This is a genomic window from Actinacidiphila epipremni, from assembly GCF_012034175.1.
Lineage (GTDB): Bacteria > Actinomycetota > Actinomycetes > Streptomycetales > Streptomycetaceae > Actinacidiphila > Actinacidiphila epipremni.
Genome location: NZ_JAATEJ010000016.1, coordinates 133,277 through 155,389, shown reverse-complemented (window position 1 = coordinate 155,389; position 22,113 = coordinate 133,277). Strand labels below are relative to the sequence as shown.

General features: G+C 72.4%; 20 protein-coding genes. 16 read left to right on the top strand and 4 right to left on the bottom strand.

Annotated features, from left to right (window positions below; all coding sequences use genetic code 11):
• Positions 1-45: 45 nt before the first annotated feature.
• The 3 genes from HCN08_RS20105 to pgi all read left to right on the top strand — a co-directional run bounded on the left by HCN08_RS20105 (position 46) and on the right by pgi (position 3,693).
• On the top strand, positions 46-1,065 hold the full coding sequence (locus HCN08_RS20105; protein WP_167984542.1) for an N-acetylglucosamine kinase: 1,020 nt from the start codon (positions 46-48) through the stop codon (positions 1,063-1,065).
• 108 nt (positions 1,066-1,173) lie between these two features.
• Entirely contained in the window at positions 1,174-1,938 is a 765-nt protein-coding gene (locus HCN08_RS20100; protein WP_167984541.1) for a sugar isomerase domain-containing protein, read from the top strand.
• Between the two features lie 96 nt (positions 1,939-2,034).
• Entirely contained in the window at positions 2,035-3,693 is a 1,659-nt protein-coding gene (gene pgi / locus HCN08_RS20095; RefSeq protein WP_167984540.1) for a glucose-6-phosphate isomerase, read from the top strand.
• Between the two features lie 92 nt (positions 3,694-3,785).
• Here pgi and HCN08_RS20090 read toward each other — a convergent pair whose 3' ends face one another.
• Entirely contained in the window at positions 3,786-4,730 is a 945-nt protein-coding gene (locus tag HCN08_RS20090; RefSeq protein WP_167984539.1) for a heme o synthase, read from the bottom strand.
• A gap of 318 nt (positions 4,731-5,048) precedes the next feature.
• Between HCN08_RS20090 and tkt the strand changes: the two genes are divergently transcribed.
• The 7 genes from tkt to HCN08_RS20055 all read left to right on the top strand — a co-directional run bounded on the left by tkt (position 5,049) and on the right by HCN08_RS20055 (position 13,231).
• A complete protein-coding gene (gene tkt, locus HCN08_RS20085; RefSeq protein ID WP_167984538.1) occupies positions 5,049-7,136 on the top strand; it encodes a transketolase in 2,088 nt (695 codons plus the stop codon).
• A 36-nt stretch (positions 7,137-7,172) separates the two neighbouring features.
• A complete protein-coding gene (gene tal / locus HCN08_RS20080) occupies positions 7,173-8,291 on the top strand; it encodes a transaldolase (protein ID WP_167984537.1) in 1,119 nt (372 codons plus the stop codon).
• 1 nt (position 8,292) lies between these two features.
• On the top strand, positions 8,293-9,834 hold the full coding sequence (gene zwf / locus HCN08_RS20075) for a glucose-6-phosphate dehydrogenase (protein WP_322974576.1): 1,542 nt from the start codon (positions 8,293-8,295) through the stop codon (positions 9,832-9,834).
• Entirely contained in the window at positions 9,831-10,937 is a 1,107-nt protein-coding gene (gene opcA / locus HCN08_RS20070) for a glucose-6-phosphate dehydrogenase assembly protein OpcA (protein WP_167984536.1), read from the top strand. Before zwf ends, opcA begins: the two co-directional genes overlap by 4 nt.
• On the top strand, positions 10,934-11,713 hold the full coding sequence (gene pgl / locus HCN08_RS20065; protein ID WP_167984535.1) for a 6-phosphogluconolactonase: 780 nt from the start codon (positions 10,934-10,936) through the stop codon (positions 11,711-11,713). The genes opcA and pgl overlap by 4 nt, the downstream gene beginning before the upstream one ends.
• A gap of 114 nt (positions 11,714-11,827) precedes the next feature.
• A complete protein-coding gene (locus tag HCN08_RS20060; protein WP_167984534.1) occupies positions 11,828-12,136 on the top strand; it encodes a hypothetical protein in 309 nt (102 codons plus the stop codon).
• A 57-nt stretch (positions 12,137-12,193) separates the two neighbouring features.
• Positions 12,194-13,231 carry an amidohydrolase gene (locus HCN08_RS20055; protein WP_167984533.1) on the top strand — a complete coding sequence of 346 codons (1,038 nt, stop codon included), beginning with the start codon at positions 12,194-12,196 and terminating at the stop codon, positions 13,229-13,231.
• 23 nt (positions 13,232-13,254) lie between these two features.
• On the opposite strand, the gene HCN08_RS20050 is transcribed toward HCN08_RS20055, so the two are convergent.
• The 3 genes from HCN08_RS20050 to HCN08_RS20040 all read right to left on the bottom strand — a co-directional run bounded on the left by HCN08_RS20050 (position 13,255) and on the right by HCN08_RS20040 (position 16,102).
• A complete protein-coding gene (locus tag HCN08_RS20050; protein WP_322974575.1) occupies positions 13,255-14,262 on the bottom strand; it encodes a COX15/CtaA family protein in 1,008 nt (335 codons plus the stop codon).
• A gap of 116 nt (positions 14,263-14,378) precedes the next feature.
• On the bottom strand, positions 14,379-15,179 hold the full coding sequence (locus tag HCN08_RS20045; RefSeq protein ID WP_167984532.1) for an ABC transporter permease: 801 nt from the start codon (positions 15,177-15,179) through the stop codon (positions 14,379-14,381).
• Positions 15,176-16,102, bottom strand: coding sequence for an ABC transporter ATP-binding protein (locus tag HCN08_RS20040; protein WP_167984531.1), 927 nt, complete (start codon positions 16,100-16,102; stop codon positions 15,176-15,178). Before HCN08_RS20040 ends, HCN08_RS20045 begins: the two co-directional genes overlap by 4 nt.
• Positions 16,103-16,236: 134 nt before the next feature.
• Between HCN08_RS20040 and HCN08_RS20035 the strand changes: the two genes are divergently transcribed.
• The 6 genes from HCN08_RS20035 (at position 16,237) to HCN08_RS20010 (ending at position 22,110) form a co-directional block, all read left to right on the top strand.
• Positions 16,237-17,082 carry a helix-turn-helix transcriptional regulator gene (locus HCN08_RS20035; RefSeq protein WP_322974574.1) on the top strand — a complete coding sequence of 282 codons (846 nt, stop codon included), beginning with the start codon at positions 16,237-16,239 and terminating at the stop codon, positions 17,080-17,082.
• On the top strand, positions 17,079-18,500 hold the full coding sequence (sufB, locus tag HCN08_RS20030; RefSeq protein WP_167984529.1) for a Fe-S cluster assembly protein SufB: 1,422 nt from the start codon (positions 17,079-17,081) through the stop codon (positions 18,498-18,500). The genes HCN08_RS20035 and sufB overlap by 4 nt, the downstream gene beginning before the upstream one ends.
• Positions 18,501-18,568: 68 nt before the next feature.
• Positions 18,569-19,738 (top strand): Fe-S cluster assembly protein SufD, encoded by a 1,170-nt coding sequence (gene sufD / locus HCN08_RS20025; RefSeq protein ID WP_167984528.1) that lies wholly within the window; start codon positions 18,569-18,571, stop codon positions 19,736-19,738.
• Positions 19,735-20,064 carry a non-heme iron oxygenase ferredoxin subunit gene (locus HCN08_RS20020; RefSeq protein WP_167984527.1) on the top strand — a complete coding sequence of 110 codons (330 nt, stop codon included), beginning with the start codon at positions 19,735-19,737 and terminating at the stop codon, positions 20,062-20,064. Before sufD ends, HCN08_RS20020 begins: the two co-directional genes overlap by 4 nt.
• Before the next feature lie 7 nt (positions 20,065-20,071).
• Positions 20,072-20,836, top strand: a complete 765-nt coding sequence (gene sufC, locus HCN08_RS20015; RefSeq protein WP_167984526.1) for a Fe-S cluster assembly ATPase SufC — start codon at positions 20,072-20,074, stop codon at positions 20,834-20,836.
• A 26-nt stretch (positions 20,837-20,862) separates the two neighbouring features.
• Positions 20,863-22,110 carry a cysteine desulfurase gene (locus tag HCN08_RS20010; protein WP_167984584.1) on the top strand — a complete coding sequence of 416 codons (1,248 nt, stop codon included), beginning with the start codon at positions 20,863-20,865 and terminating at the stop codon, positions 22,108-22,110.
• The last annotated feature ends 3 nt before the right edge of the window (positions 22,111-22,113 follow it).

The following is a 22,113-nucleotide window of genomic DNA, read 5'->3' as shown; positions in this document are numbered from 1 at the left end:
GGCGGGGCTTGTGCGGCGTGAATCCGTCAACCACCATGCGTGGCGATGAACGAAACATACAACCGGCCGCTCGTCGTCGGGATCGACGCCGGCGGTACCCGGGTCCGGGCCGTGCTCGCCGAGGCCGCACCGGGCGGCGCGCTGCTCGGCCAGGGGGCCGGCGGGCCGGGCAACGCGCTGAGCGTCGGCCGGGCCGACCTGACCGCCCACCTGGCCGCCGCGCTCGGGCAGGCCGTGCCGCCGGCCGCCCGCGCCCAGGTCACCGCCGTGCACGGCGGCTTCGCCGGCGCCGCGCCCGGCCTCGGGCCCGACCGGGGGCACGACCTCGCGCTGTCCTGCCTGGCCGACGCGCTGGCCGCGCACGGCATGGCGCCGGGCGCCGTCGCGGTGGGCGGCGACACCGAGGTGATGCTGGCCGCCGCGCCCGGCGCCCCGCTGGACGGGCTGGTGCTGATCGCCGGGACCGGCGCGGTCGCCGCCCGGGTCGGGGCCGGGCGGCGGCTGCTGGTCACCGACGGGCACGGCTGGCTGCTCGGCGACGACGGCAGCGGCTTCTGGCTCGGGCAGCAGGCCGTCCGCGCGGCCCTCGCCGCCCTCGACGGCCGCGGCCCCGCGACATCCCTGGTCGCGGCGGTGCTGGCCCACTACGGGCTGCCGGAGGAGTGGGCCGGGGTGGCCGCGGCCCCGGCTGCCCCCTCGCCCGAGGCCCCCGCCGCGGACGTCCCCACCGTCGAGCAGGTCGCCGAGGCCGTCGTCGTACGGGCGTACGCGCGGCCCCCGGTGCAGCTGTCGCTGCTCAGCCCGGCGGTCGTGGCGGCGGCGGGGGAGGGGGACGCGGTGGCGGCCGGGCTGGTGGAGCGGGCGGCGGGGCTGCTCGCCGGGAGCGTACGGGCGCTGCGGCCACGGGCCGGGGAGCCGCTGGTGCTGGGCGGCGGGCTGATCGGGCCCGGCGGGCCGCTGCTGGGCCGGGTGGGCGACCTGCTCGCCGAGCACGGCCTGCGGATCTTCCCGGTCGCCGACGGCGCGGTGGGAGCCGTCGCGCTGGCCCGGGCGCTGCGCCCTTGACGCCCGCGCCCGGTTGGCTGGACCATCATGAGGGCACCGCTCCGGTTCACCGAACCGAAGATCACGCCACCCGTAGGCACACCTCACCCGCAGCAAAGGGGCCCGGCCATGGCCGAAGCACAGATCAGCGCCGCCACGTTCGCCGAGGCGGGCCGCGCCGCGGTGGAGCGGGCGATCGAGGTCAACAAGGACTCCGTGGCCGCCGCCGGCCGGCTCTTCGCCGACTGCGTCGCCGCCGACGGCGTCATCCACGCCTTCGGCACCGGCCACTCCCAGGCCACCGTCCTGGAGATCGTCGGCCGCGCCGGCGGGCTCGTCCCCACCAACCGGATCGGCCTGTCCGACCTCGTGCTGCGCGGCGGCGAGGACCGCTCGGTGCTCGCCGACCCGCTGCTGGAGCGCTCCCCGGGCCTGGCCCGCAAGCTCTACGACCTGGCGACCCCGCGCCCGCAGGACCTGTTCGTCATCGTCTCCAACTCCGGCGTCAACAACTCCGTCGTCGACATGGCCCTGCACGTCAAGGAGGCCGGCCACCGGCTGGTCGCGGTCACCTCGCTCACCCACACCCGGGCGGTGCCCGCCCTGCACCCCTCCGGCAGCCGGCTCGCCGACCTCGCCGACGCCGTCCTGGACAACACCGCGCCGGCCGGCGACGCGCTGCTGCCGCTGCCCGGCGGCGGCGCCCTATGTGGGGTCTCCACCCTCACCTCCGCGCTGCTGGTGCAGATGGTCCTGGCCGAGGCGGTCGGCCTGCTCACCGCCGAGGGCGTCACCGCGCCGGTCTACATCTCGGCGAACCTGCCCGGCGGCTTCGAGCGCAACGCGGTGCTGGAGGAGCACTACGCAGGCCGGATCCACCGCGGCGGCTTCTGAGCCGGACACCGCAGGCCGCGCCGGGTGCCGGGACCGCGTTCCGCCGGGTCATCAACTAGCGTTGATCCCGCAGCGAGGACGAGGAGAAGTGGACTGATGTCCGTAACCAACGCGCAGGGCAGCAACCGTCTCGACCAGCGCCCCGAGTGGCAGGCGCTCGCCAAGCACCGCGACGAGACGGCCGGCACCCACCTGCGGGACCTGTTCGACGCCGACCCCGGCCGGGCCGACCGCTACACCCTCCAGGTCGGAGACCTCCACCTGGACTACTCCAAGCACCTGGTGACCGACGAGACGCTGGAACTGCTGCGCGAACTGGCCGCGGCCACGGGCGTGTTCGAGCTGCGCGACGCGATGCTCGGCGGCGAGAGGATCAACGTCACCGAGGACCGCGCGGTCCTGCACACCGCGCTGCGCGCCCCGCAGTCCGCGACCATCGCGGTCGACGGATACAACGTCATGCCCGGCGTGCACGCGGTGCTGCTGAAGATGGGTGTCTTCGCCGACCGTATCCGCGGCGGCGAGTGGACCGGCCACACGGGCAAGCGCATCAAGAACATCGTCAACATCGGCATCGGCGGCTCCGACCTCGGCCCCGCGATGGCCTACGAGGTGCTGCGCTCCTACACCCGCCGCGACATGACGTTCCGTTTCGTCTCCAACGTCGACGGCGCCGACCTGCACGAGGCGGTACGCGACCTGGACGCGGCCGAGACGCTGTTCATCATCGCCTCCAAGACCTTCACCACCATCGAGACCATCACCAACGCCACCTCCGCGAAGAAGTGGCTGCTGGAGCAGCTCGGCGCGGGCGAAGAGGCGGTCGCCAAGCACTTCGTGGCGCTGTCGACGAACGCGGAGAAGGTCACCGAGTTCGGCATCGACCCGGACAACATGTTCGAGTTCTGGGACTGGGTCGGCGGGCGCTACTCCTACGACTCGGCCATCGGCCTGTCGCTGATGGTCGCGATCGGCCCGGTCGGCTTCCGCGAGATGCTGGCCGGCTTCCACCTGGTCGACGAGCACTTCAGGACCGCCCCGCCGGAACGGAACGCACCGCTGCTGCTCGGCCTGCTCGGCGTCTGGTACGGCGACTTCCACGACGCGCAGTCCCACGCGGTGCTGCCGTACAGCCACTACCTGACCAAGTTCACCGCGTACTTGCAGCAGCTGGACATGGAGTCCAACGGCAAGTCGGTGGACCGCGACGGCAACCCGGTGCACTGGCAGACCGGCCCGGTGGTGTGGGGCACGCCCGGCACCAACGGCCAGCACGCCTACTACCAGCTGCTGCACCAGGGCACCAAGCTCATCCCCGCCGACTTCATCGGCTTCGCCCGCCCGCTCGCCGACCTCGGCCCGCTGGCCGGCCAGCACGACCTGCTGATGGCCAACTTCTTCGCCCAGACCCAGGCGCTGGCCTTCGGCAAGACCCCCGACGAGGTCCGGGCCGAGGGCGTGCCGGAGGAGCTGGTCGCGCACAAGACCTTCCGCGGCAACCACCCGACGACCACGATCCTCGCCGGCGAGCTGACCCCGTCGGTGCTGGGGCAGCTGGTCGCGCTCTACGAGCACAAGGTGTTCGTGCAGGGCGCGATCTGGAACATCGACTCCTTCGACCAGTGGGGCGTCGAGCTCGGCAAGGTCCTCGCCAAGCGCGTCGAGCCCGCCCTCACCGAGGGTGCCGACGTCCCCGGCCTTGACCCGAGCACGACCCGCCTGGTCGCGAAGTACCGCGAACTGCGGGGCCGCTGAACCACGCCGAAGGGGCGCGGGAGACAGTCCCCGCGCCCCTGGAAGGCACTCCGCGGCCCCGCCGCAGCCCCCGAAAGGCCGCCCGCGAGGGACTAGTGGAGGAACGGGTCGATCGCGACCGCGGCGAACAGGAGGGTCGCGTAGGTGATCGACCAGTGGAAGAGCCGCATCTCCTTGAGCTTCGGCCCCGTCACCCCCGCCTTCGCCCGGGCGTGCAGCGCGTGCGCCTCCTTGAGCCAGAAGGCGCCGAGGGCCGCGGCGACGACCGGGTAGAACCAGGAGGTCTCGCCGAGGGGCCACCACAGGGCCAGGGAGGTCAGGACCATCACCCAGCTGTAGAGGACGATCTGCCGGGCCACGACCTGGTTGCCGGCCACGACCGGCAGCATCGGCACGCCGACCCGCTCGTAGTCGTCCTTGACCTTCATCGACAGCGGCCAGTAGTGCGGCGGCGTCCAGAAGAAGAGGACGAGGAAGAGCACGAAGGGCGCCCAGCCCAGCTCGTCGCGCACCGCGGACCAGCCGATGAAGACCTGGAGGCAGCCGGCGACCCCGCCCCACACGATGTTCTGGGCGGTGCGGCGCTTCAGGCCCAGGGTGTAGACGAAGACGTAGTAGAGGATCGCGGTGAGCGACAGCCCGGCCGACAGCGGGTTGACCAGCAGCGCGAACCACACCGTGGAGACCACCGTGAGGGTGATGCCGAAGACCAGGCCCTCACGCGGCGAGATCAGCCCCGTCACCAGCGGACGCTGCTCCGTGCGGTGCATCATCGCGTCGATGTCGCGGTCGATGTACATGTTCAGCGCGTTCGCGCCGCCCGCGCTCAGATAGCCGCCGATCATCGTGGCGACGACCAGCCACAGGTCGGGCACGCCGCCTGCCGCCAGGAACATCACCGGGACCGTCGTGATGAGCAGCAGCTCGATGATCCGCGGCTTGGTCAGCGCCACGAACCCCATGACACGGGCCGGCAACGGCCGATGCACCGGGCCTGTTCCGATGACCCCGGCGGGTCGGGATTCGACGGCCGTCACGAACACCCCAAGGAGATGAGTCCAGCAGGCCGGCGGGCACCAGGCCGCCGGCTGGACCAGCGGGCCGGCCACGGTGCGGCCTGCGCGTACCACGCCACTCTAGACGCAGGGAATACCTCGGCTGCTTCCGGGGTCCGATCGTGTTGCCCACCGGGGTTTTCCGGGTTCATCGGGCGTTAACGGCGCTCGGGAGGCGAATAAGGACGTAGGGGGGCAGGATCGAAAAGGTGCACGCCCTCGGCGGTAGGCTCAGCCGCGTCGGGTAGGCACCACGTCACCGGCGCGTTCGACTTTTGTTGAGAGGAGCCCTGACCCAGGGTGAGCAAGCAGCCGACCACCGCAGACCTTGACTGGACAGATCTGGACCGGCGGGCCGTTGACACCGCCCGCGTCCTGGCCGCCGACGCAGTGCAGAAGGTCGGCAACGGCCACCCCGGCACCGCGATGAGCCTGGCACCGGCCGCGTACCTGCTCTTCCAGCGGGTGATGCGGCACGACCCCGCGGACGCGGACTGGACCGGCCGGGACCGCTTCGTGCTGTCCGCCGGCCACAGCAGCCTGACCCTCTACACGCAGCTGTACTTCTCGGGCTACGGCCTGGAGCTGGACGACCTGAAGTCGTTCCGCACCTGGGGCTCGCGCACCCCCGGCCACCCCGAGTACGGCCACACGACCGGCGTGGAGACCACCACCGGCCCGCTCGGCCAGGGTGTCGCCAACGCGGTGGGCATGGCGATGGCCGCCCGCTACGAGCGCGGCCTGTTCGACCCGGACGCGGCCCCCGGCACCTCGCCGTTCGACCACAACATCTGGGCGATCGCCGGTGACGGCTGCCTCCAGGAGGGCATCTCCGCCGAGGCGTCCTCGCTCGCCGGCCACCAGAAGCTCGGCAACCTGACGCTGCTGTGGGACGACAACCACATCTCCATCGAGGGCGACACCGAGACCGCCGTCTCCGAGGACACCGTCAAGCGCTACGAGGCGTACGGCTGGCACGTCCAGCGGGTCGCCCCGCTGGACAACGGCGACCTCGACCCGCACGCCCTGTACGCGGCGCTGCTGGCCGCCAAGGCCGAGACCGAGCGCCCCTCCTTCATCGCGGTCCGCTCGATCATCGCCTGGCCCGCGCCGCACGCGCAGAACACCGAGGCCGCGCACGGCTCGGCGCTGGGCGAGGACGAGGTGCGCGCCACCAAGGAGGTGCTGGGGTTTGACCCCGACCAGCACTTCCAGGTGGCCGACGAAGTGATCGCTCACACCCGCGCCGTCGCCGACCGCGGCCGGGAGGCCCGCGCGGAGTGGGAGAAGTCCTTCGCCGCCTGGCGCACCGCGAACCCCGAGCGCGCGGCGACCTTCGACCGGATCAGCCGGGGCGAGCTGCCCGACGGCTGGGAGAGCCACCTGCCGGTGTTCGAGACCGGCAGCTCGCTGGCCACCCGTGCCGCGTCCGGCAAGGTGCTGGAGGCGCTCGGCGCGGTCGTGCCGGAGCTGTGGGGCGGCTCGGCCGACCTTGCGGGCTCCAACAACACCACCTTCGACAAGACGTCGTCGTTCCTGCCGGCCGGCAACCCGCTGCCGGAGGCCAAGCCGTACGGCCGCACGATCCACTTCGGCATCCGCGAGCACTCGATGGCCGCCGAGATGAACGGCATCACGCTGCACGGCAACACCCGGGTCTACGGCGGTACGTTCCTGGTCTTCTCCGACTACATGCGCAACGCGGTGCGGCTGTCGGCGCTCATGCACCTGCCGGTGACGTACGTGTGGACGCACGACTCGATCGGCCTGGGCGAGGACGGCCCGACGCACCAGCCGGTGGAGCACCTGGCGTCGCTGCGGGCCATCCCGGGGCTGAACGTGGTGCGCCCGGCCGACGCCAACGAGACGGTCGTGGCGTGGCGGGAGATCCACAAGCGCTGGACGAAGGAGTTCGGCAAGGGCGCCCCGCACGGCCTGGCGCTCAGCCGGCAGGGCCTGCCGACGTACGACCGCAACGAGGACGCGGCGCGCGGCGGCTATGTGCTCTTCGAGGCCGAGGGCGGCCCGGCGCAGGTCGTCCTGATCGGCACCGGCTCCGAGGTGCAGCTGGCCGTCGGCGCCCGCGAGCAGCTGCAGGCCGCCGGCATCCCCACCCGGGTGGTGTCGATGCCGTGCGTGGAGTGGTTCGAGGAGCAGGACCAGGCGTACCGGGACGGCGTGCTGCCGCCCTCGGTGAAGGCCCGGGTCGCGGTCGAGGCCGGCATCGCGCTGACCTGGTACCGCTACGTGGGTGACGCGGGACGCGTGGTGAGCCTGGAGCACTTCGGTGCCTCGGCGAGCGCCGGTGTGCTGTTCCGCGAGTTCGGGTTCACCGCGGAGGCGGTGGCCGCCGCGGCGCGGGAATCTCTCGCCGCCGCTGATCGCTGACGCAGGTAACACGACAATCCAGGAGATGCAATTCCCATGACAGACGCACTTGAGCGCCTCTCCGACGAAGGCGTCGCGATCTGGCTCGACGACATGTCCCGCCGGCGCATCACCACCGGCAACCTGCACGAACTGATCGACCAGCAGCACGTCGTCGGCGCGACGACCAACCCGTCGATCTTCCAGAAGGCCATCTCCGGCGACGAGCTGTACGACCCGCAGGTCAGCGACCTCGCGGCGCGCCGGCTGACCCCGGACGAGGCGGTGCGGATGATCACCACCGCCGACGTACGGGACGCCGCCGACATCTTCCGCCCGGTCTTCGACGCCACCGGCGGCCGGGACGGCCGGGTGTCGATCGAGGTGGACCCGCGGCTGGCGCACGACACCCGGGCCACGGTCGCCGAGGCCAAGCAGCTGGCGTGGCTGGTGGACCGGCCGAACACGCTGATCAAGATCCCGGCGACGAAGGCGGGCCTGCCGGCCATCGCCGAGGTCACCGCGCGCGGCATCAGCGTCAACGTCACGCTGATCTTCTCCCTGGAGCGGTACCGCGAGGTCATGGACGCGTACCTGACCGGCCTGGAGAAGGCGGACGCCGCGGGCCTGGACGTCTCGCAGATCCACTCGGTCGCGTCGTTCTTCGTCTCCCGGGTGGACACCGAGATCGACAAGCGCCTGGAGAAGATCGGCACCGACGAGGCCAAGGCACTCAAGGGCAAGGCCGCCGTCGCCAACGCCCGGCTGGCCTACCAGGCGTACGAGGAGGTCTTCGGCTCCGAGCGCTGGCTGGCGCTGGAGCGCAAGGGCGCCAACAAGCAGCGCCCGCTGTGGGCCTCCACCGGCGTGAAGGACCCGGCCTACCCGGCGACGCTGTACGTCACCGAGCTGGTCGCGCCGAACACCGTCAACACCATGCCGGAGGCGACCCTGGAGGCCACCGCCGAGCAGGGCCGCGTCACCGGCGACACCATCCACGGCACGTACGAGCAGTCGCGTGCCGAGCTGGACGCCATCGGGGCGCTCGGCATCTCGTACGACGACGTGGTCCAGCAGCTGGAGGACGAGGGCGTCGAGAAGTTCGAGGCGGCCTGGAACGAACTGCTGGACTCCACCAAGGCGGAACTCGAACGGCTCGCTCCTGCGGAGGCCTGAGGTGAGCACTGAGACCCCGGAGCGCCGCGAGAACCCGCTGCGCGATCCGCTGGACCGGCGGCTGCCGCGTATCGCGGGGCCGTCCGGACTGGTCATCTTCGGCGTGACGGGCGACCTGTCGCGCAAGAAGCTGATGCCGGCGGTGTACGACCTGGCCAACCGCGGGCTGCTGCCGCCGGGCTTCGCGCTGGTCGGCTTCGCCCGCCGCAGCTGGGAGGACGAGGACTTCGCGCAGGAGGTGCACGACGCGGTCAAGGAGCACGCGCGCACCCCCTTCCGCGAGGAGGTCTGGCAGCAGCTCGCCGAGGGCTGCCGGTTCGTGCAGGGCGACTTCGACGACGACACCGCCTTCGAGACGCTCAAGACCACGATCGAGGACCTGGACAAGGCGCGCGGCACGGGCGGCAACTTCGCCTTCTACCTGTCGGTGCCGCCGAGGTTCTTCCCCAACGTGGTGCAGCAGCTCAAGAAGCACGGGCTGTCGCAGGGCAACGGCGACTCGTGGCGGCGCGCCGTCATCGAGAAGCCGTTCGGCCACGACCTGGCGAGCGCGCAGGAGCTCAACCGGATCGTGCACGACGTCTTCCCGCCCAACGAGGTCTTCCGGATCGACCACTACCTGGGCAAGGAGACCGTCCAGAACATCCTGGCGCTGCGGTTCGCCAACACGATGTACGAGCCGATCTGGAACCGGTCCTACGTCGACCACGTCCAGATCACGATGGCCGAGGACATCGGCATCGGCGGCCGGGCCGGCTACTACGACGGCATCGGCGCGGCCCGTGACGTGATCCAGAACCACCTGCTCCAGCTGCTGGCGCTCACCGCGATGGAGGAGCCCGGCTCCTTCCACCCCAAGGCGCTCACGGCGGAGAAGCTCAAGGTGCTCTCGGCGGTGGAGCTGCCGGACGACCTGGGCAAGCACACCGTGCGCGGGCAGTACGCGCACGCGTGGCAGGGCGGCGAGGAGGTGCTGGGCTACCTGGAGGAAGACGGCATCGACCCGAAGTCCAAGACCGACACCTACGCGGCGGTCCGGCTGACGATCAACAACCGCCGCTGGGCGGGCGTGCCGTTCTACCTGCGCACCGGCAAGCGGCTCGGCCGCCGGGTCACCGAGATCGCGGTGATCTTCAAGCGCGCGCCGTATCTGCCCTTCGAGTCCGGGGCCACCGAGGAGCTGGGGCAGAACGCCCTGGTCATCCGGGTGCAGCCGGACGAGGGCGTCACGGTGCGGTTCGGCTCGAAGGTGCCGGGCACCTCCACCGAGGTGCGGGACGTGACGATGGACTTCGCGTACGGCGAGTCCTTCACCGAGTCCAGCCCGGAGGCGTACGAGCGGCTGATCCTGGACGTGCTGCTCGGCGATGCCAACCTCTTCCCGCGGCACCAGGAAGTAGAGCTGTCCTGGAACATCCTCGACCCCATCGAGAGCTACTGGGAGCGGCACGGCAGGCCCGCGCAGTACGAGGCGGGCACCTGGGGCCCGGTCGAGGCGGACGAGATGCTCGCACGAGACGGCAGGAGCTGGCGCCGGCCATGAAGATCGACCTCACGGACACCACGTCCGCACGCATCAACGCCGGGCTGATCGAGGCCCGGCGGGCCAGCGGCACCCCCGCGGTGGGCATGGTGCTGACGCTGGTCATCGTCACCGACGAGGGCAGCGCCTACGACGCGCTGCGGGCCGCGCACGAGGCGTCGCGCGAGCACCCCTCGCGCATCCTCGCGGTCATCAAGCGCCCGGGCCGTTCCCCCAGGGAGCGGGCCGGGGCCCGGCTGGACGCCGAGGTGGTGGTGGGCGACGAGGCGGGGACCGGCGAGACCGTGCTGCTGCGCATGCACGGCGAGCTGGCCAACCACGCCGAGTCCGTCGTGCTGCCGCTGCTGCTGCCGGACGCGCCCGTCGTGTGCTGGTGGCCCGACCAGGCGCCGGACGTCGCCGGCAAGGACCCGCTGGGCCGGCTGGCGCAGCGCCGGATCACCGACGCGGCCTCCGCGGAGGACCCGGTCGGCTCGCTGAAGGTCCGCGCCGACGGCTACACGCCGGGCGACACCGACCTGGCCTGGACCCGCATCACGCCGTGGCGCTCGATGCTGGCGGCGGCGCTGGACCAGAAGCACGCGAAGATCACCGCGGCGGCCGTGGAGGGCGAGGCGTACAACGCCAGCACCGAGCTGCTGGCGCTGTGGCTCGCCGAGCGGCTGGGCGTCGAGGTGGAGCGCAAGGTCTCGGACGGCCCCGGCATCACCGGGGTGCACCTGTTCACCGAGGGCGGCGACATCTGCCTGGACCGGCCGGACGGGCGGCTCGCCGAGCTGTCGGTGCCGGGGCAGCCGGACCGGCATGTGGCGCTCAAGCGGCGGGAGACCTCGGAGCTGATCGCCGAGGAGCTGCGCCGGCTCGACCCCGACGACATATACCGCATGACGATCGACTTCGGCGTCAACCACCTCGTGGGCGGCGCGAAGGGCGGCAAGGACGCGAAGGAGGCGCCCAAGGGCGCGGCCGGGGCGACCCCGACGGCGCAGAAGAAGGCGGCGGCCTCGGCTGCGAAGTCCTCCTCTTCGTCGGCCTCTTCGTCGTCGTCGGCCTCTTCCTCCGCGTCCTCGTCCGGGTCGGGCGCGGCGGGGTCGTCGAAGTGAGTACGCCCCAGGTCGTCGTGCACCGCGACAAGGAGCTGATGGCCGAGGCCGCCGCGGCCCGGCTCATCACCCGGGTCGTCGACGCGCAGGCCGCCCGTGGCACCGCCTCGGTGGTGCTCACGGGTGGCCGCAACGGCAACGCGCTGCTCGCCGCGCTCGCCGGGTCCCCCGCGCGGGACGCGGTGGACTGGGCGCGGCTGGACGTGTGGTGGGGCGACGAGCGCTTCCTGCCGGACGGCGACCCGGAGCGCAACGCCACGCAGGCCGCGACGCTGCTGGACGCCGTGCCGCTGGACCCGGCGCGGGTCCACACGATGGCGCCGTCCGACGGCCCGTACGGCTCCGACGTGGAGGCGGCGGCCGAGGCGTACGCGGCGGAGCTCGCCGCGGCGGCCGGGCCCGAGGGCCATGGCCGGGTGCCGGCCTTCGACGTGCTGCTGCTCGGCGTCGGGCCGGACGCGCATGTGGCCTCGCTCTTCCCCGAGCACCCGGCGGTGCGCGAGGAGACCCGTACGGTCGTCGGCGTCCACGGCTCCCCGAAGCCGCCGCCGACCCGGATCTCGCTCACGCTGCCCGCGATCCGGGCGGCGCACGAGGTGTGGCTCCTCGCGGCGGGCGAGGACAAGGCGGGCGCGGTCGCGCTGGCCCTCTCCGACCCGGGCGCCCTCCAGGCCCCCGCCTCCGCCGCCCGCGGCCTGACCCGCACGCTCTGGCTGCTGGACGCCACCGCCGCGGCGAAGCTCCCGCGCGACCTGTATCCGGCGGCGTCGGCGTAGGTGCCGCGGCATGCCCACCAGGGGCGCGGGGACTTCACCCGCGCCCCTGCCGGCTGTCGTACGAAGGGCCCCGGGACGCGGACGCGTGGGGCTACTCGCGGGTAGCATAGGCGCATGGCTGAGAGCAGAGTGGTCGGGCGGCTGGTGCGGGACGTCGAGCGGTTCGCGCGGGGGCATGGCGGGGCCGAGGCGTGTGTGGAGTACGTCGGGGCGCGGGGCAGCCGCATCGTGCTGGTGGGGGCCGACGGGGCCTGGGGGGATCTGTTCGCGCCGACGCATGCGGCGGCGGAGGCCGCGGTCGAGGGCGCGGGCGTCACGCGCCGGGAGGGCTTCGACGGGGAGATGGCCGGGCGGGTCGTCACCGGGCCCTACGAGTGGAAGCGGATGGCCGGAATTCAGATCGGCGGTGGCACCCGCCCCTGACGATGCCGTGGGCCGTCGGGCCCGGCACAGCGCGGGACGGCGGCGAGGGAGCGGTGGATGGCCGGCGGGCGGGGGCTGCTGGTGGACGCGTACGGCCACGGGGTGGAGCCCGGCGACCTCGGCATCGGGGCGTTCGAGGCCCGCTTACCGGGCGTGGCCGCGCCCCGCACGACGCTCTTCGACAGCCCCGCCGGCTTCGCGGTACGCCGCTGGTGCCCGCCGCTGCTGGGCCTGGAACCGCACTGCACCCCCGCCCGCTACCTGGCGAGGCGCCGCGAGCTGGGCGCGTACGAGGCCGTACGGCTGCTGCTGCGCGGGACGGGCATCGGCGCGTACCTGGTGGACACCGGCGCGCCCGGGGAGTTGACGCCGCCCGAGGAGCTGGGCGGGGCGGGCGGCGCGGCGGCGTACGAGATCGTGCGGCTGGAGCAGCTCGCGCAGCAGGTGGCCGACACCTCCGGGACGGTAGGGGGTTTTCTGGCCAATCTCGCGGAGTCCGTGCGCGGCGCCGCCCTCGGCGCGGTCGGCTTCGCGTGCGAGGCGGAACCCCTCGGCGTCGCGCCCGCGCACGGCCCGCCCGGTCTCGTGCCGCTGCGCCGCGCCGCCGCGGGCTGGCTCGCCCGGCGGCGGGTGGGGGAGCGGCCCGCCGACCCGGTCCTGCTGCACCACCTGGCCTGGCAGGCGCTCGCCGCCGGCCGGCCGCTGGCGCTGCGGTACGCGCAACACGGCCCCGGCGAGGGCTTCCTGCGGGCCACCGCGGGGCTCGGCGCGGACGTCGTGCTGCTGCCCGGGCCCGCGCACGAGGCCGCCGCCGCCCGGCTGGCCGCCGAGCTGCCGCACGTCTACCTCGCCGTCGGCGCCGACCCCGCCCCGGCCCTGGCCCGCGCGCCCTTCGGCAAGGTGCTGTACGCGGGCGGCGCGGCGGGCCTGCCCGAGCTGTACGTCACGGCCGCGCGCGGCTTCCTGGCCGCCCTGGACCGCCTGGTCGCCGAACGGGTCGCCGCGGGGGAGTGGTCCGCGCCGGACGCGGCCCGGGTCGCGGCCCTGGTCCGGGCGGGCAACGCCCGCCGCGTCTACGGCCTCCCGGGCGCCTGAGGGCCCGGCTCGGCGCAGGAGGCTCAGCGCAGGACGCCCTCCTGCGCCTGCTGCCGCGTCACCGCGGGCGCGGGCACGGCGCCGGGCTCGTACACCGGCCGCTCGCGCATCGCGAGCAGCACCCGCAGCAGCGCGATCCACACCAGGCTCGCGCCGAACATGTGCAGGTCCACCAGCGCGGCCGGCAGATGCGTGAAGTACTGGACGTAGCCGATGACGCCCTGGCCCATGAGCACCCCGAACAGCTCGGCGACCCGGCGCTGCGGCCCGCGCGGGGCGTCCACCGCGCGCAGCACGAACCACAGCGCGACGGTCAGGCCCACGACCACCCACGCGAAGTCGGCGTGCAGCTGGGCGATGGTCTTCCAGTCGACGTCGATGCGCTGCACCTTGTGCGCGGTGCTGGAGTCGCCGGGGTGCGGGCCGGCGCCGGTGACCAGCGTGCCCACCACGATGAGCACCGCGGTCGCGCCGGCCAGCACCTGGCCCAGCTGCCGTACCGGCTTGCCGACCAGCGGCCGGGGCGAGGCGTCGCCCTCGTCGACCCGCTGCCAGGTCAGCACGGCCACCGTGATGAGCGCGGCGGACAGCAGGAAGTGCAGCGAGACGACGTACGGGTTGAGCTTGGTCAGGACGGTCAGGCCGCCCCACACCGCGTTGCCGACCACGACCCAGAACTGCGCCCAGGCCAGCCGGTAGAGCCCGGTGCGGCGCGGCTCCATCGCCCGGATCGCGATGATCGCCCAGCCGACGGCGGCGCACAGCACGTACGTCAGCATGCGGTTGCTGATCTCGATGGCGTGGTGGACGCCCATCTCGCGGGTGCCCAGCAGGCTGTCGCCGCTGCATGTGGGCCAGGTCGGGCAGCCCAGGCCCGAGGCGGTCAGCCGGACCGCGCCGCCGGTGACCACGATGACCACCGACATCACCAGGGCGGCGAGCGCCGCCCGGCGGACCGTCACGGGGTCCGGCGTCCACCTGGCGGCGATGAAAGCGAGCGGGTTTCGCGCGATGTCGGGCAGTTTCGGCACGCAGCCATGGTAGGCGCCCCCTTGTGCGCGTTTTCACGAGGGGGCCGCACCCGCCCGCGCAAAGGAGCCGCGCCCTCCCTCGTACGGGTTCTTACGAGGCCGGTCCCCGCGCGGGCCTACTCCCAGCGGAAGAAGCGGCTCGCCGCCGCGAGCCCCACCACCGCCCACACCGCGAGGATGCCGAGGTCCCCCCACGGCATCCCGGCGCCGTGCTGGAGCACGTCCCGCAGCCCGTCCGACAGCGCCGAGACCGGCAGCAGCTTGAGCAGGTCCTGCACCCCGCCGGAGAACTTGTCCATCGGCACGATCACCCCGCCGCCGATGAGCAGCAGCAGGAAGACCAGGTTCGCCGCCGCCAGCGTCGCCTCGGCCCGCAGCGTGCCGGCCATCAGCAGCCCGAGCCCGGAGAAGGCCGCGGTGCCGAGCAGCAGCAGGACCAGCACCGCCAGCGGGTTGCCGTGCGGCGACCAGCCGAGCGCGAAGGCGATGGCGGTGAGCAGCACGACCTGGAGCAGCTCGGTCACCAGCACCGAGCACGTCTTGGCGGTCAGCAGCGCCCAGCGCGGCAGCGGCGAGGCGCCCAGCCGCTTGAGGACCCCGTAGCGGCGCTCGAAGCCGGTGGCGATGGCCTGCCCGGTGAAGGCGGTGGAGAGCACCGCGAGGGCGAGGATGCCGGGGGCGAGGAAGTCCACCGACCTGCCCGCGCCGGTGTCGACGATGTCGACCGCGCTGAAGACGACCAGCAGCAGCGCCGGGATGACCACGGTCAGCAGCAGCTGCTCGCCGTTGCGCAGCAGCATCTTCGTCTCCAGCACCGCCTGCGCGCGGATCATCGCGCCGGTACGGGCCGGGCCGGGCGCCGGGGTGAAGGTGCCGCCACCGGTGCGGTCCGCGGCGGCGGTGGTGGTGGCGGTCATCCGCGCAGCTCCCTGCCGGTCAGTTCCAAGAAGACGTCCTCCAGCGTGCGCCGCTCGACGGCGAGGTGGTCCGGCATGACGCCGTGCTGGGCGCACCAGGAGGCGACGGTGGCCAGCAGCTGCGGGTCCACCTTGCCCTCGACGCGGTAGCTGCCCGGGCTCAGCTCGGCCGCCGCGGTGTCGGCGGGCAGCGCCTTGAGCAGCGAGGCCAGGTCCAGGCCCGGGCGGCCGGTGAAGCGCAGGGTGCCCTCGGCGCCGCCGCGGCACAGCTCCTCGGGGGTGCCGCGGGCTATGGACCGGCCGCCGTCGATGATCACGACCTGGTCGGCGAGCTGCTCGGCCTCGTCCATGAAGTGCGTGGTCAGCACGACGCTGACGCCGTCGGCCCGCAGCTCGCGCACCAGGTCCCAGGTGGCGTGCCGGGCCTGCGGGTCGAGCCCGGCGGTGGGCTCGTCGAGGAAGACCAGCTCGGGGCGGCCGACCACGGCCATCGCGAGCGCGAGCCGCTGCTGCTGCCCGCCGGACAGCCGCCGGTAGGCGGTACGGCCGCAGGACTCCAGGCCGAGCCGTTCGATGAGCAGCGCCGGGTCCACCGGATGGGCGTGCAGCGCGGCGGTGTGCCGCAGCATCTCCTCGGCGTAGGCGCCGGGGTAGACGCCGCCCGACTGGAGCATCACGCCGATCCGGGGCCGCAGCCGCGCGCCCTGGGTCACCGGGTCAAGCCCGAGGACCCGTACGCTCCCGGCGTCGGCGCGCCGGTAGCCCTCGCAGATCTCGACGGTGGTGGTCTTGCCCGCGCCGTTGGGGCCGAGGACGGCGGTGACGCTGCCGTGCGGCACCGCGAGGTCCAGGCCGTCGACCGCGGCCTTGGTCCCGTACCGCTTGACCAGACCGGTCACCTGGACGGCGGGCTCGTTTCGCATGGGGTCGAGTCTAGGGAGCCGGCGGAGCGGTCCGGGCCGCGGGGCGAGATTAGGTGACCCTTAGTGACGTAACGCACCGCCGCCGGTGCGGGCGTCGCTTGCCCGCGCCTGACGAATTACGCAACAATGTGCTTGTGAAATACGTCGGTGGTGCCGCCCCTGAGGCGGCGGAGGAGCAGACGACCGGGGAGCGGTCCACCCGCAACCGCGTCGCCCGGTCCATCCTGGACCACGGACCCTCGACCGCGGCGGACCTCGCCGAGCGGCTCGGGCTCACCCAGGCAGCCGTACGCCGGCACCTCGACGCGCTCGTCGCCGAGGACGTCGTGGCGCCCCGCGAGCCGCGGGTGTACGGCCACCGCGGTCGCGGCCGGCCCGCCCGGGTCTTCGCGCTCACCGCGTGCGGCCGGGACGCCTTCGACCAGGCCTACGACGCGCTCGCCGCCGACGCCCTGCGCTGGATCGCGCAGACCGCGGGCGGCGGGACCGAGGGCCAGGCCGCGGTGTCGGCCTTCGCCAGAGCCCGCGTCGCCGCGCAGGCCGAACGCTACCGCGCCGCCGTCGAGGCGGCGGCACCGGAGGACCGCACCAGGGCGCTGGCCCGGGCGCTGTCCGCGGACGGCTACGCGGCCACCACCCACAGCACCCCAGGACCCGCCGAGGGAGCCTCCTCGCGTAGCGTCGAGGGGGAGCAGCTGTGCCAGCACCACTGCCCGGTCGCCCATACGGCCGAGCAGTTCCCCGAGCTGTGCGAGGCGGAGGCGGAGGTCTTCTCCCGGCTGCTCGGCACCCACGTCCAGCGGCTGGCCACCATCGCCCACGGCGACGGCGTGTGCACGACCTTCGTGCCCAGGCCCCCGCACCACCCGGCCCGACCGGCACCCGCCGGCGGCACCGGCCCGAACCATCCCCACGCCTCGACCGCCGAGGCGGACACCGACCAGGCATCAGCCAGCACGTCCGGGAGGAAGCCCGCATGACTGCACCCACGGAGACCACTCACCCGGAGCTGGAAGGCATCGGCACCTACGAGTACGGCTGGGCCGACGCCGACGTCGCGGGTGCCTCGGCCCGGCGCGGACTGTCCGAGGAGGTCGTCCGCGACATCTCCGCGAAGAAGAACGAGCCCGAGTGGATGCTCAAGCTCCGGCTCAAGGGCCTGCGGCTGTTCGAGAAGAAGCCCATGCCGACCTGGGGCTCGGACCTGACCGGCATCGACTTCGACAACATCAAGTACTTCGTGCGGTCCACCGAGAAGCAGGCCGAGAGCTGGGAGGACCTGCCGGAGGACATCAAGAACACCTACGACAAGCTCGGCATCCCCGAGGCGGAGAAGCAGCGCCTGGTCGCCGGCGTCGCCGCGCAGTACGAGTCCGAGGTCGTCTACCACCAGATCCGCGAGGACCTGGAGGCGCAGGGCGTGATCTTCCTGGACACCGACACCGCGCTGCGCGAGCACCCGGAGCTGTTCCAGGAGTACTTCGGCACCGTCATCCCGGCCGGCGACAACAAGTTCGCCTCGCTCAACACGGCGGTGTGGTCGGGCGGCTCGTTCATCTACGTGCCGAAGGGCGTGCACGTCGACATCCCGCTGCAGGCCTACTTCCGGATCAACACCGAGAACATGGGCCAGTTCGAGCGGACGCTGATCATCGTCGACGAGGACGCCTACGTCCACTACGTCGAGGGCTGCACGGCGCCGATCTACAAGTCCGACTCGCTGCACTCGGCGGTCGTGGAGATCATCGTGAAGAAGGGCGGTCGCTGCCGCTACACGACGATCCAGAACTGGTCGAACAACGTGTACAACCTGGTCACCAAGCGCGCGGTCGCCTACGAGGGCGCCACGATGGAGTGGGTCGACGGCAACATCGGCTCCAAGGTCACCATGAAGTACCCGGCCGTCTACCTGATGGGCGAGCACGCCAAGGGCGAGACGCTGTCCATCGCCTTCGCCGGCGAGGGCCAGCACCAGGACGCCGGCGCCAAGATGGTGCACATGGCGCCCAACACCTCCTCGAACATCGTGTCGAAGTCGGTGGCCCGCGGCGGCGGCCGTACCTCGTACCGCGGCCTGATCGAGATCGGCGAGGGCGCGGCGGGATCGAAGTCCAACGTGCTGTGCGACGCGCTGCTGATCGACACGGTCTCCCGCTCCGACACCTACCCGTACGTCGACGTCCGCGAGGACGACGTGTCCATGGGCCACGAGGCGACCGTCTCCAAGGTCTCGGACGACCAGCTGTTCTACCTGATGAGCCGCGGTCTGACCGAGTTCGAGGCGATGGCGATGATCGTGCGCGGCTTCGTCGAGCCGATCGCCAAGGAGCTCCCCATGGAGTACGCCCTGGAGCTCAACCGGCTGATCGAGCTCCAGATGGAAGGCGCCGTCGGCTAGCCGCCGGCCCCGCCTCCCGACCCCACCCGCGACGACGTACTTCCTGAGAGAGAGCTGTACCAATAGCCATGGCTGACATCACCCCTGCGGGCAGCACCACGGACGGTGCCATCACGGTGGGACAGCCCGCCGACGCCCGGGTCAGCGCGGCCCCGTCGTACGACGTGGCCGACTTCCCGGTGCCGCACGGACGCGAGGAGGAGTGGCGCTTCACTCCGCTGGAACGGCTGCGCGGGCTGCACGACGGCACCGCCGAGGCCACCGGCGCCCTGCGCGTCGAGGTGACCGCGCCCGACGGCGTCACGGTGCAGACCGTGGACCGCACCGACCCGCGGGTCGGCAGGGCCGGCAAGCCCGTGGACCGGGTCGCCGCGCAGGCGTTCAGCTCCTTCGAGAAGGCGTCGGTCGTCAGCATCCCCAAGGACACCGTGCTGACCGAGCCGGTCCGGATCGCGCTGCACGGCGAGGGCGGCACCGTCTACGGCCACCAGGTCGTCGAGGTCGGCAGCTTCGCCGAGGCCGTCGTCGTCATCGACCACACCGGCGACACCACGCTCGCCGCCAACGTCGAGTACCTGATCGGCGACGGCGCCAAGCTCACCGTCGTCTCCGTCCAGGACTGGGACGACACCGCCGTGCACGCCGCCCAGCACACCGCCCTCATCGGCCGCGACGCGACCTTCCGGTCCGTCGTGGTGACCTTCGGCGGCAACCTGGTCCGGCTGCACCCGCGGGTCGTCTACGGCGGCCCCGGCGGCGAGGCCGAGCTGTTCGGGCTGTACTTCACCGACACCGGCCAGCACCAGGAGCACCGGCTGTTCATCGACCACGACACCCCGCACTGCCGCTCCAACGTCGCCTACAAGGGCGCGCTGCAGGGCGAGGACGCGCACGCGGTGTGGATCGGCGACGTGCTCATCCGGGCCGCCGCCGAAGGCACCGACACCTACGAGCTCAACCGCAACCTGGTCCTCACCGACGGCGCCCGCGTCGACTCGGTGCCGAACCTGGAGATCGAGACCGGCGAGATCGTCGGCGCCGGCCACGCCTCCGCCACCGGCCGCTTCGACGACGAGCAGCTGTTCTACCTCCAGTCCCGCGGCATCCGCGAGCAGGAGGCCCGCCGGCTGGTCGTCCGCGGCTTCTTCGGCGAGCTGGTCCAGCAGATCGGCCTGGCCGACCTGGAGGAGCGGCTGATGGCGAAGATCGACGCCGAACTGGAGGCGTCCGTCGGATGACCGCCACCGACTCGTTCGTACGCGTCTGCGCCGTCGCGGACCTGGCCGACGACACCCCGCACCGGGTGGAGATCGACGGCCTGCCGGTCTCGGTGGTCCGTACCGAGGGCGAGGTCTTCGCCATCTACGACATCTGCTCGCACGCCAACGTCTCGCTGTCCGAGGGCGAGGTCGAGGACTGCCAGATCGAGTGCTGGCTGCACGGCTCGACCTTTGACCTGCGCACCGGCAAGCCCTCCGGACCGCCCGCGACGCGGCCCGTGCCCGTATACCCCGTCAAGATCGTTGGGGACGACGTGCTCGTCTCCGTCACCCAGGAGTCCTGAGTCACCCATGGCAACGCTTGAAATCCACGACCTGCACGTCACCGTCGAAGCCGACAACTCCACCAAGGAGATCCTCAAGGGCGTCGACCTGACCGTGAAGCAGGGCGAGACCCACGCCATCATGGGCCCCAACGGCTCCGGCAAGTCCACCCTCGCCTACTCGCTGGCCGGCCACCCCAAGTACACGATCACCGGCGGCACCGTCACCCTCGACGGCGAGGACGTCCTCGCCATGAGCGTCGACGAGCGCGCCCGGGCCGGCCTGTTCCTGGCCATGCAGTACCCGGTCGAGGTCCCCGGCGTGTCGGTCTCCAACTTCCTGCGCACCTCCGCGACCGCCATCCGCGGCGAGGCCCCCAAGCTGCGCACCTGGGTCAAGGAGGTCCGCGAGACGATGGAGCGCCTCCAGATGGACCCCTCCTTCGCCGAGCGCAACGTCAACGAGGGCTTCTCCGGCGGTGAGAAGAAGCGCCACGAGATCCTGCAGCTCGAACTGCTCAAGCCGCATATCGCGATCCTCGACGAGACCGACTCCGGCCTCGACGTCGACGCGCTGCGCGTCGTGTCCGAGGGCGTCAACCGGGTCCGCGAGTCCGGCGAGGTCGGCACCCTGCTGATCACCCACTACACGCGCATCCTGCGGTACATCAAGCCCGACTTCGTCCATGTCTTCGCGGCCGGCCGGATCGCCGAGTCCGGCGGCGCGGAACTGGCCGACAAGCTGGAGGAAGAGGGCTACGAGTCCTATGTGAAGGGCGGCGCTGCAGCGTGACACTCCCCCCGCCGACCCGGCGGCCCCTGCCCGGTCTGCTGGACACCGAGGCCATCCGGAAGGACTTCCCGGCCCTGGACCGGGTCGTCCACGACGGCAAGAAGCTGGTCTACCTGGACAACGCGGCGACCTCCCAGAAGCCGCGCCAGGTCCTGGACACGCTGCACTCCTACTACGAGCGGTCCAACGCCAACGTCCACCGCGGTGTGCACGTCCTCGCCGAGGAGGCCACCGCGCTGTACGAGGGCGCCCGCGACAAGGTCGCCGCGTTCGTCAACGCGCCCAGCCGCGACGAGGTGATCTTCACCAAGAACGCCTCGGAGTCGCTGAACCTGGTGGCGAACATGCTCGGCTGGGCCGACGAGCCCTACCGGGTGGACCGCGACACCGAGATCGTCATCACGGAGATGGAGCACCACTCCAACATCGTGCCGTGGCAGCTGCTCTCGCAGCGCACCGGTGCGACGCTGAAGTGGTTCGGCCTCACCGACGACGGGCGGCTGGACCTGTCCGACATCGAGCAGGTCATCACCGAGAAGACCAAGATCGTCTCCTTCGTGCTGGTCTCCAACATCCTCGGCACCGTCAACCCGGTCGAGGCGATCGTCCGCCGCGCCCAGGACGTCGGCGCGCTGGTGCTCATCGACGCCTCGCAGGCCGCCCCGCACATGGCCCTGGACGTACAGGCGCTCGGCGCGGACTTCGTGGCCTTCACCGGCCACAAGATGGTCGGCCCGACCGGCATCGGCGTGCTGTGGGGCCGCCAGGAGCTGCTGGAGGACCTGCCGCCCTTCCTCGGCGGCGGCGAGATGATCGAGACCGTCTCGATGCACTCCTCCACCTACGCGCCCGCGCCGCACAAGTTCGAGGCCGGCACCCCGCCGATCGCCCAGGCCATCGGGCTGGGCGCGGCGGTGGACTACCTCAGCGCGATCGGCATGGACAAGATCGCCGCGCACGAGCACGCGCTCACCGAGTACGCGCTGGAGCGGCTGCGCGAGGTCCCCTCGCTGCGGATCGTCGGCCCGGAGACCGCCGTGGACCGCGGCGCGGCGATCTCCTTCACGCTCGGCGACATCCACCCGCACGACGTGGGCCAGGTGCTCGACGAGCAGGGCATCGCGGTACGCGTCGGCCACCACTGCGCGCGGCCGGTGTGCCTGCGGTACGGAATTCCCGCGACCACGCGAGCGTCGTTCTACCTGTACTCGACCCCCGCCGAGGTGGACGCCCTCGTCGACGGACTCGAGCAGGTCAGGAACTTCTTCGGGTGAGGG

Coding starts and splice junctions, on each gene's coding strand:
- sufC (WP_167984526.1), top strand. CDS start 20,072: ATGGCAACGCTTGAAATCCACGACCTGCACGTCACCGTCGAAGCCGAC.
- pgi (WP_167984540.1), top strand. CDS start 2,035: ATGTCCGTAACCAACGCGCAGGGCAGCAACCGTCTCGACCAGCGCCCC.
- HCN08_RS20020 (WP_167984527.1), top strand. CDS start 19,735: ATGACCGCCACCGACTCGTTCGTACGCGTCTGCGCCGTCGCGGACCTG.
- tal (WP_167984537.1), top strand. CDS start 7,173: ATGACAGACGCACTTGAGCGCCTCTCCGACGAAGGCGTCGCGATCTGG.
- sufD (WP_167984528.1), top strand. CDS start 18,569: ATGGCTGACATCACCCCTGCGGGCAGCACCACGGACGGTGCCATCACG.
- HCN08_RS20060 (WP_167984534.1), top strand. CDS start 11,828: ATGGCTGAGAGCAGAGTGGTCGGGCGGCTGGTGCGGGACGTCGAGCGG.
- HCN08_RS20045 (WP_167984532.1), bottom strand. CDS start 15,179: ATGACCGCCACCACCACCGCCGCCGCGGACCGCACCGGTGGCGGCACC.
- opcA (WP_167984536.1), top strand. CDS start 9,831: ATGAAGATCGACCTCACGGACACCACGTCCGCACGCATCAACGCCGGG.
- HCN08_RS20105 (WP_167984542.1), top strand. CDS start 46: ATGAACGAAACATACAACCGGCCGCTCGTCGTCGGGATCGACGCCGGC.
- sufB (WP_167984529.1), top strand. CDS start 17,079: ATGACTGCACCCACGGAGACCACTCACCCGGAGCTGGAAGGCATCGGC.
- HCN08_RS20040 (WP_167984531.1), bottom strand. CDS start 16,102: ATGCGAAACGAGCCCGCCGTCCAGGTGACCGGTCTGGTCAAGCGGTAC.
- HCN08_RS20100 (WP_167984541.1), top strand. CDS start 1,174: ATGGCCGAAGCACAGATCAGCGCCGCCACGTTCGCCGAGGCGGGCCGC.
- HCN08_RS20055 (WP_167984533.1), top strand. CDS start 12,194: ATGGCCGGCGGGCGGGGGCTGCTGGTGGACGCGTACGGCCACGGGGTG.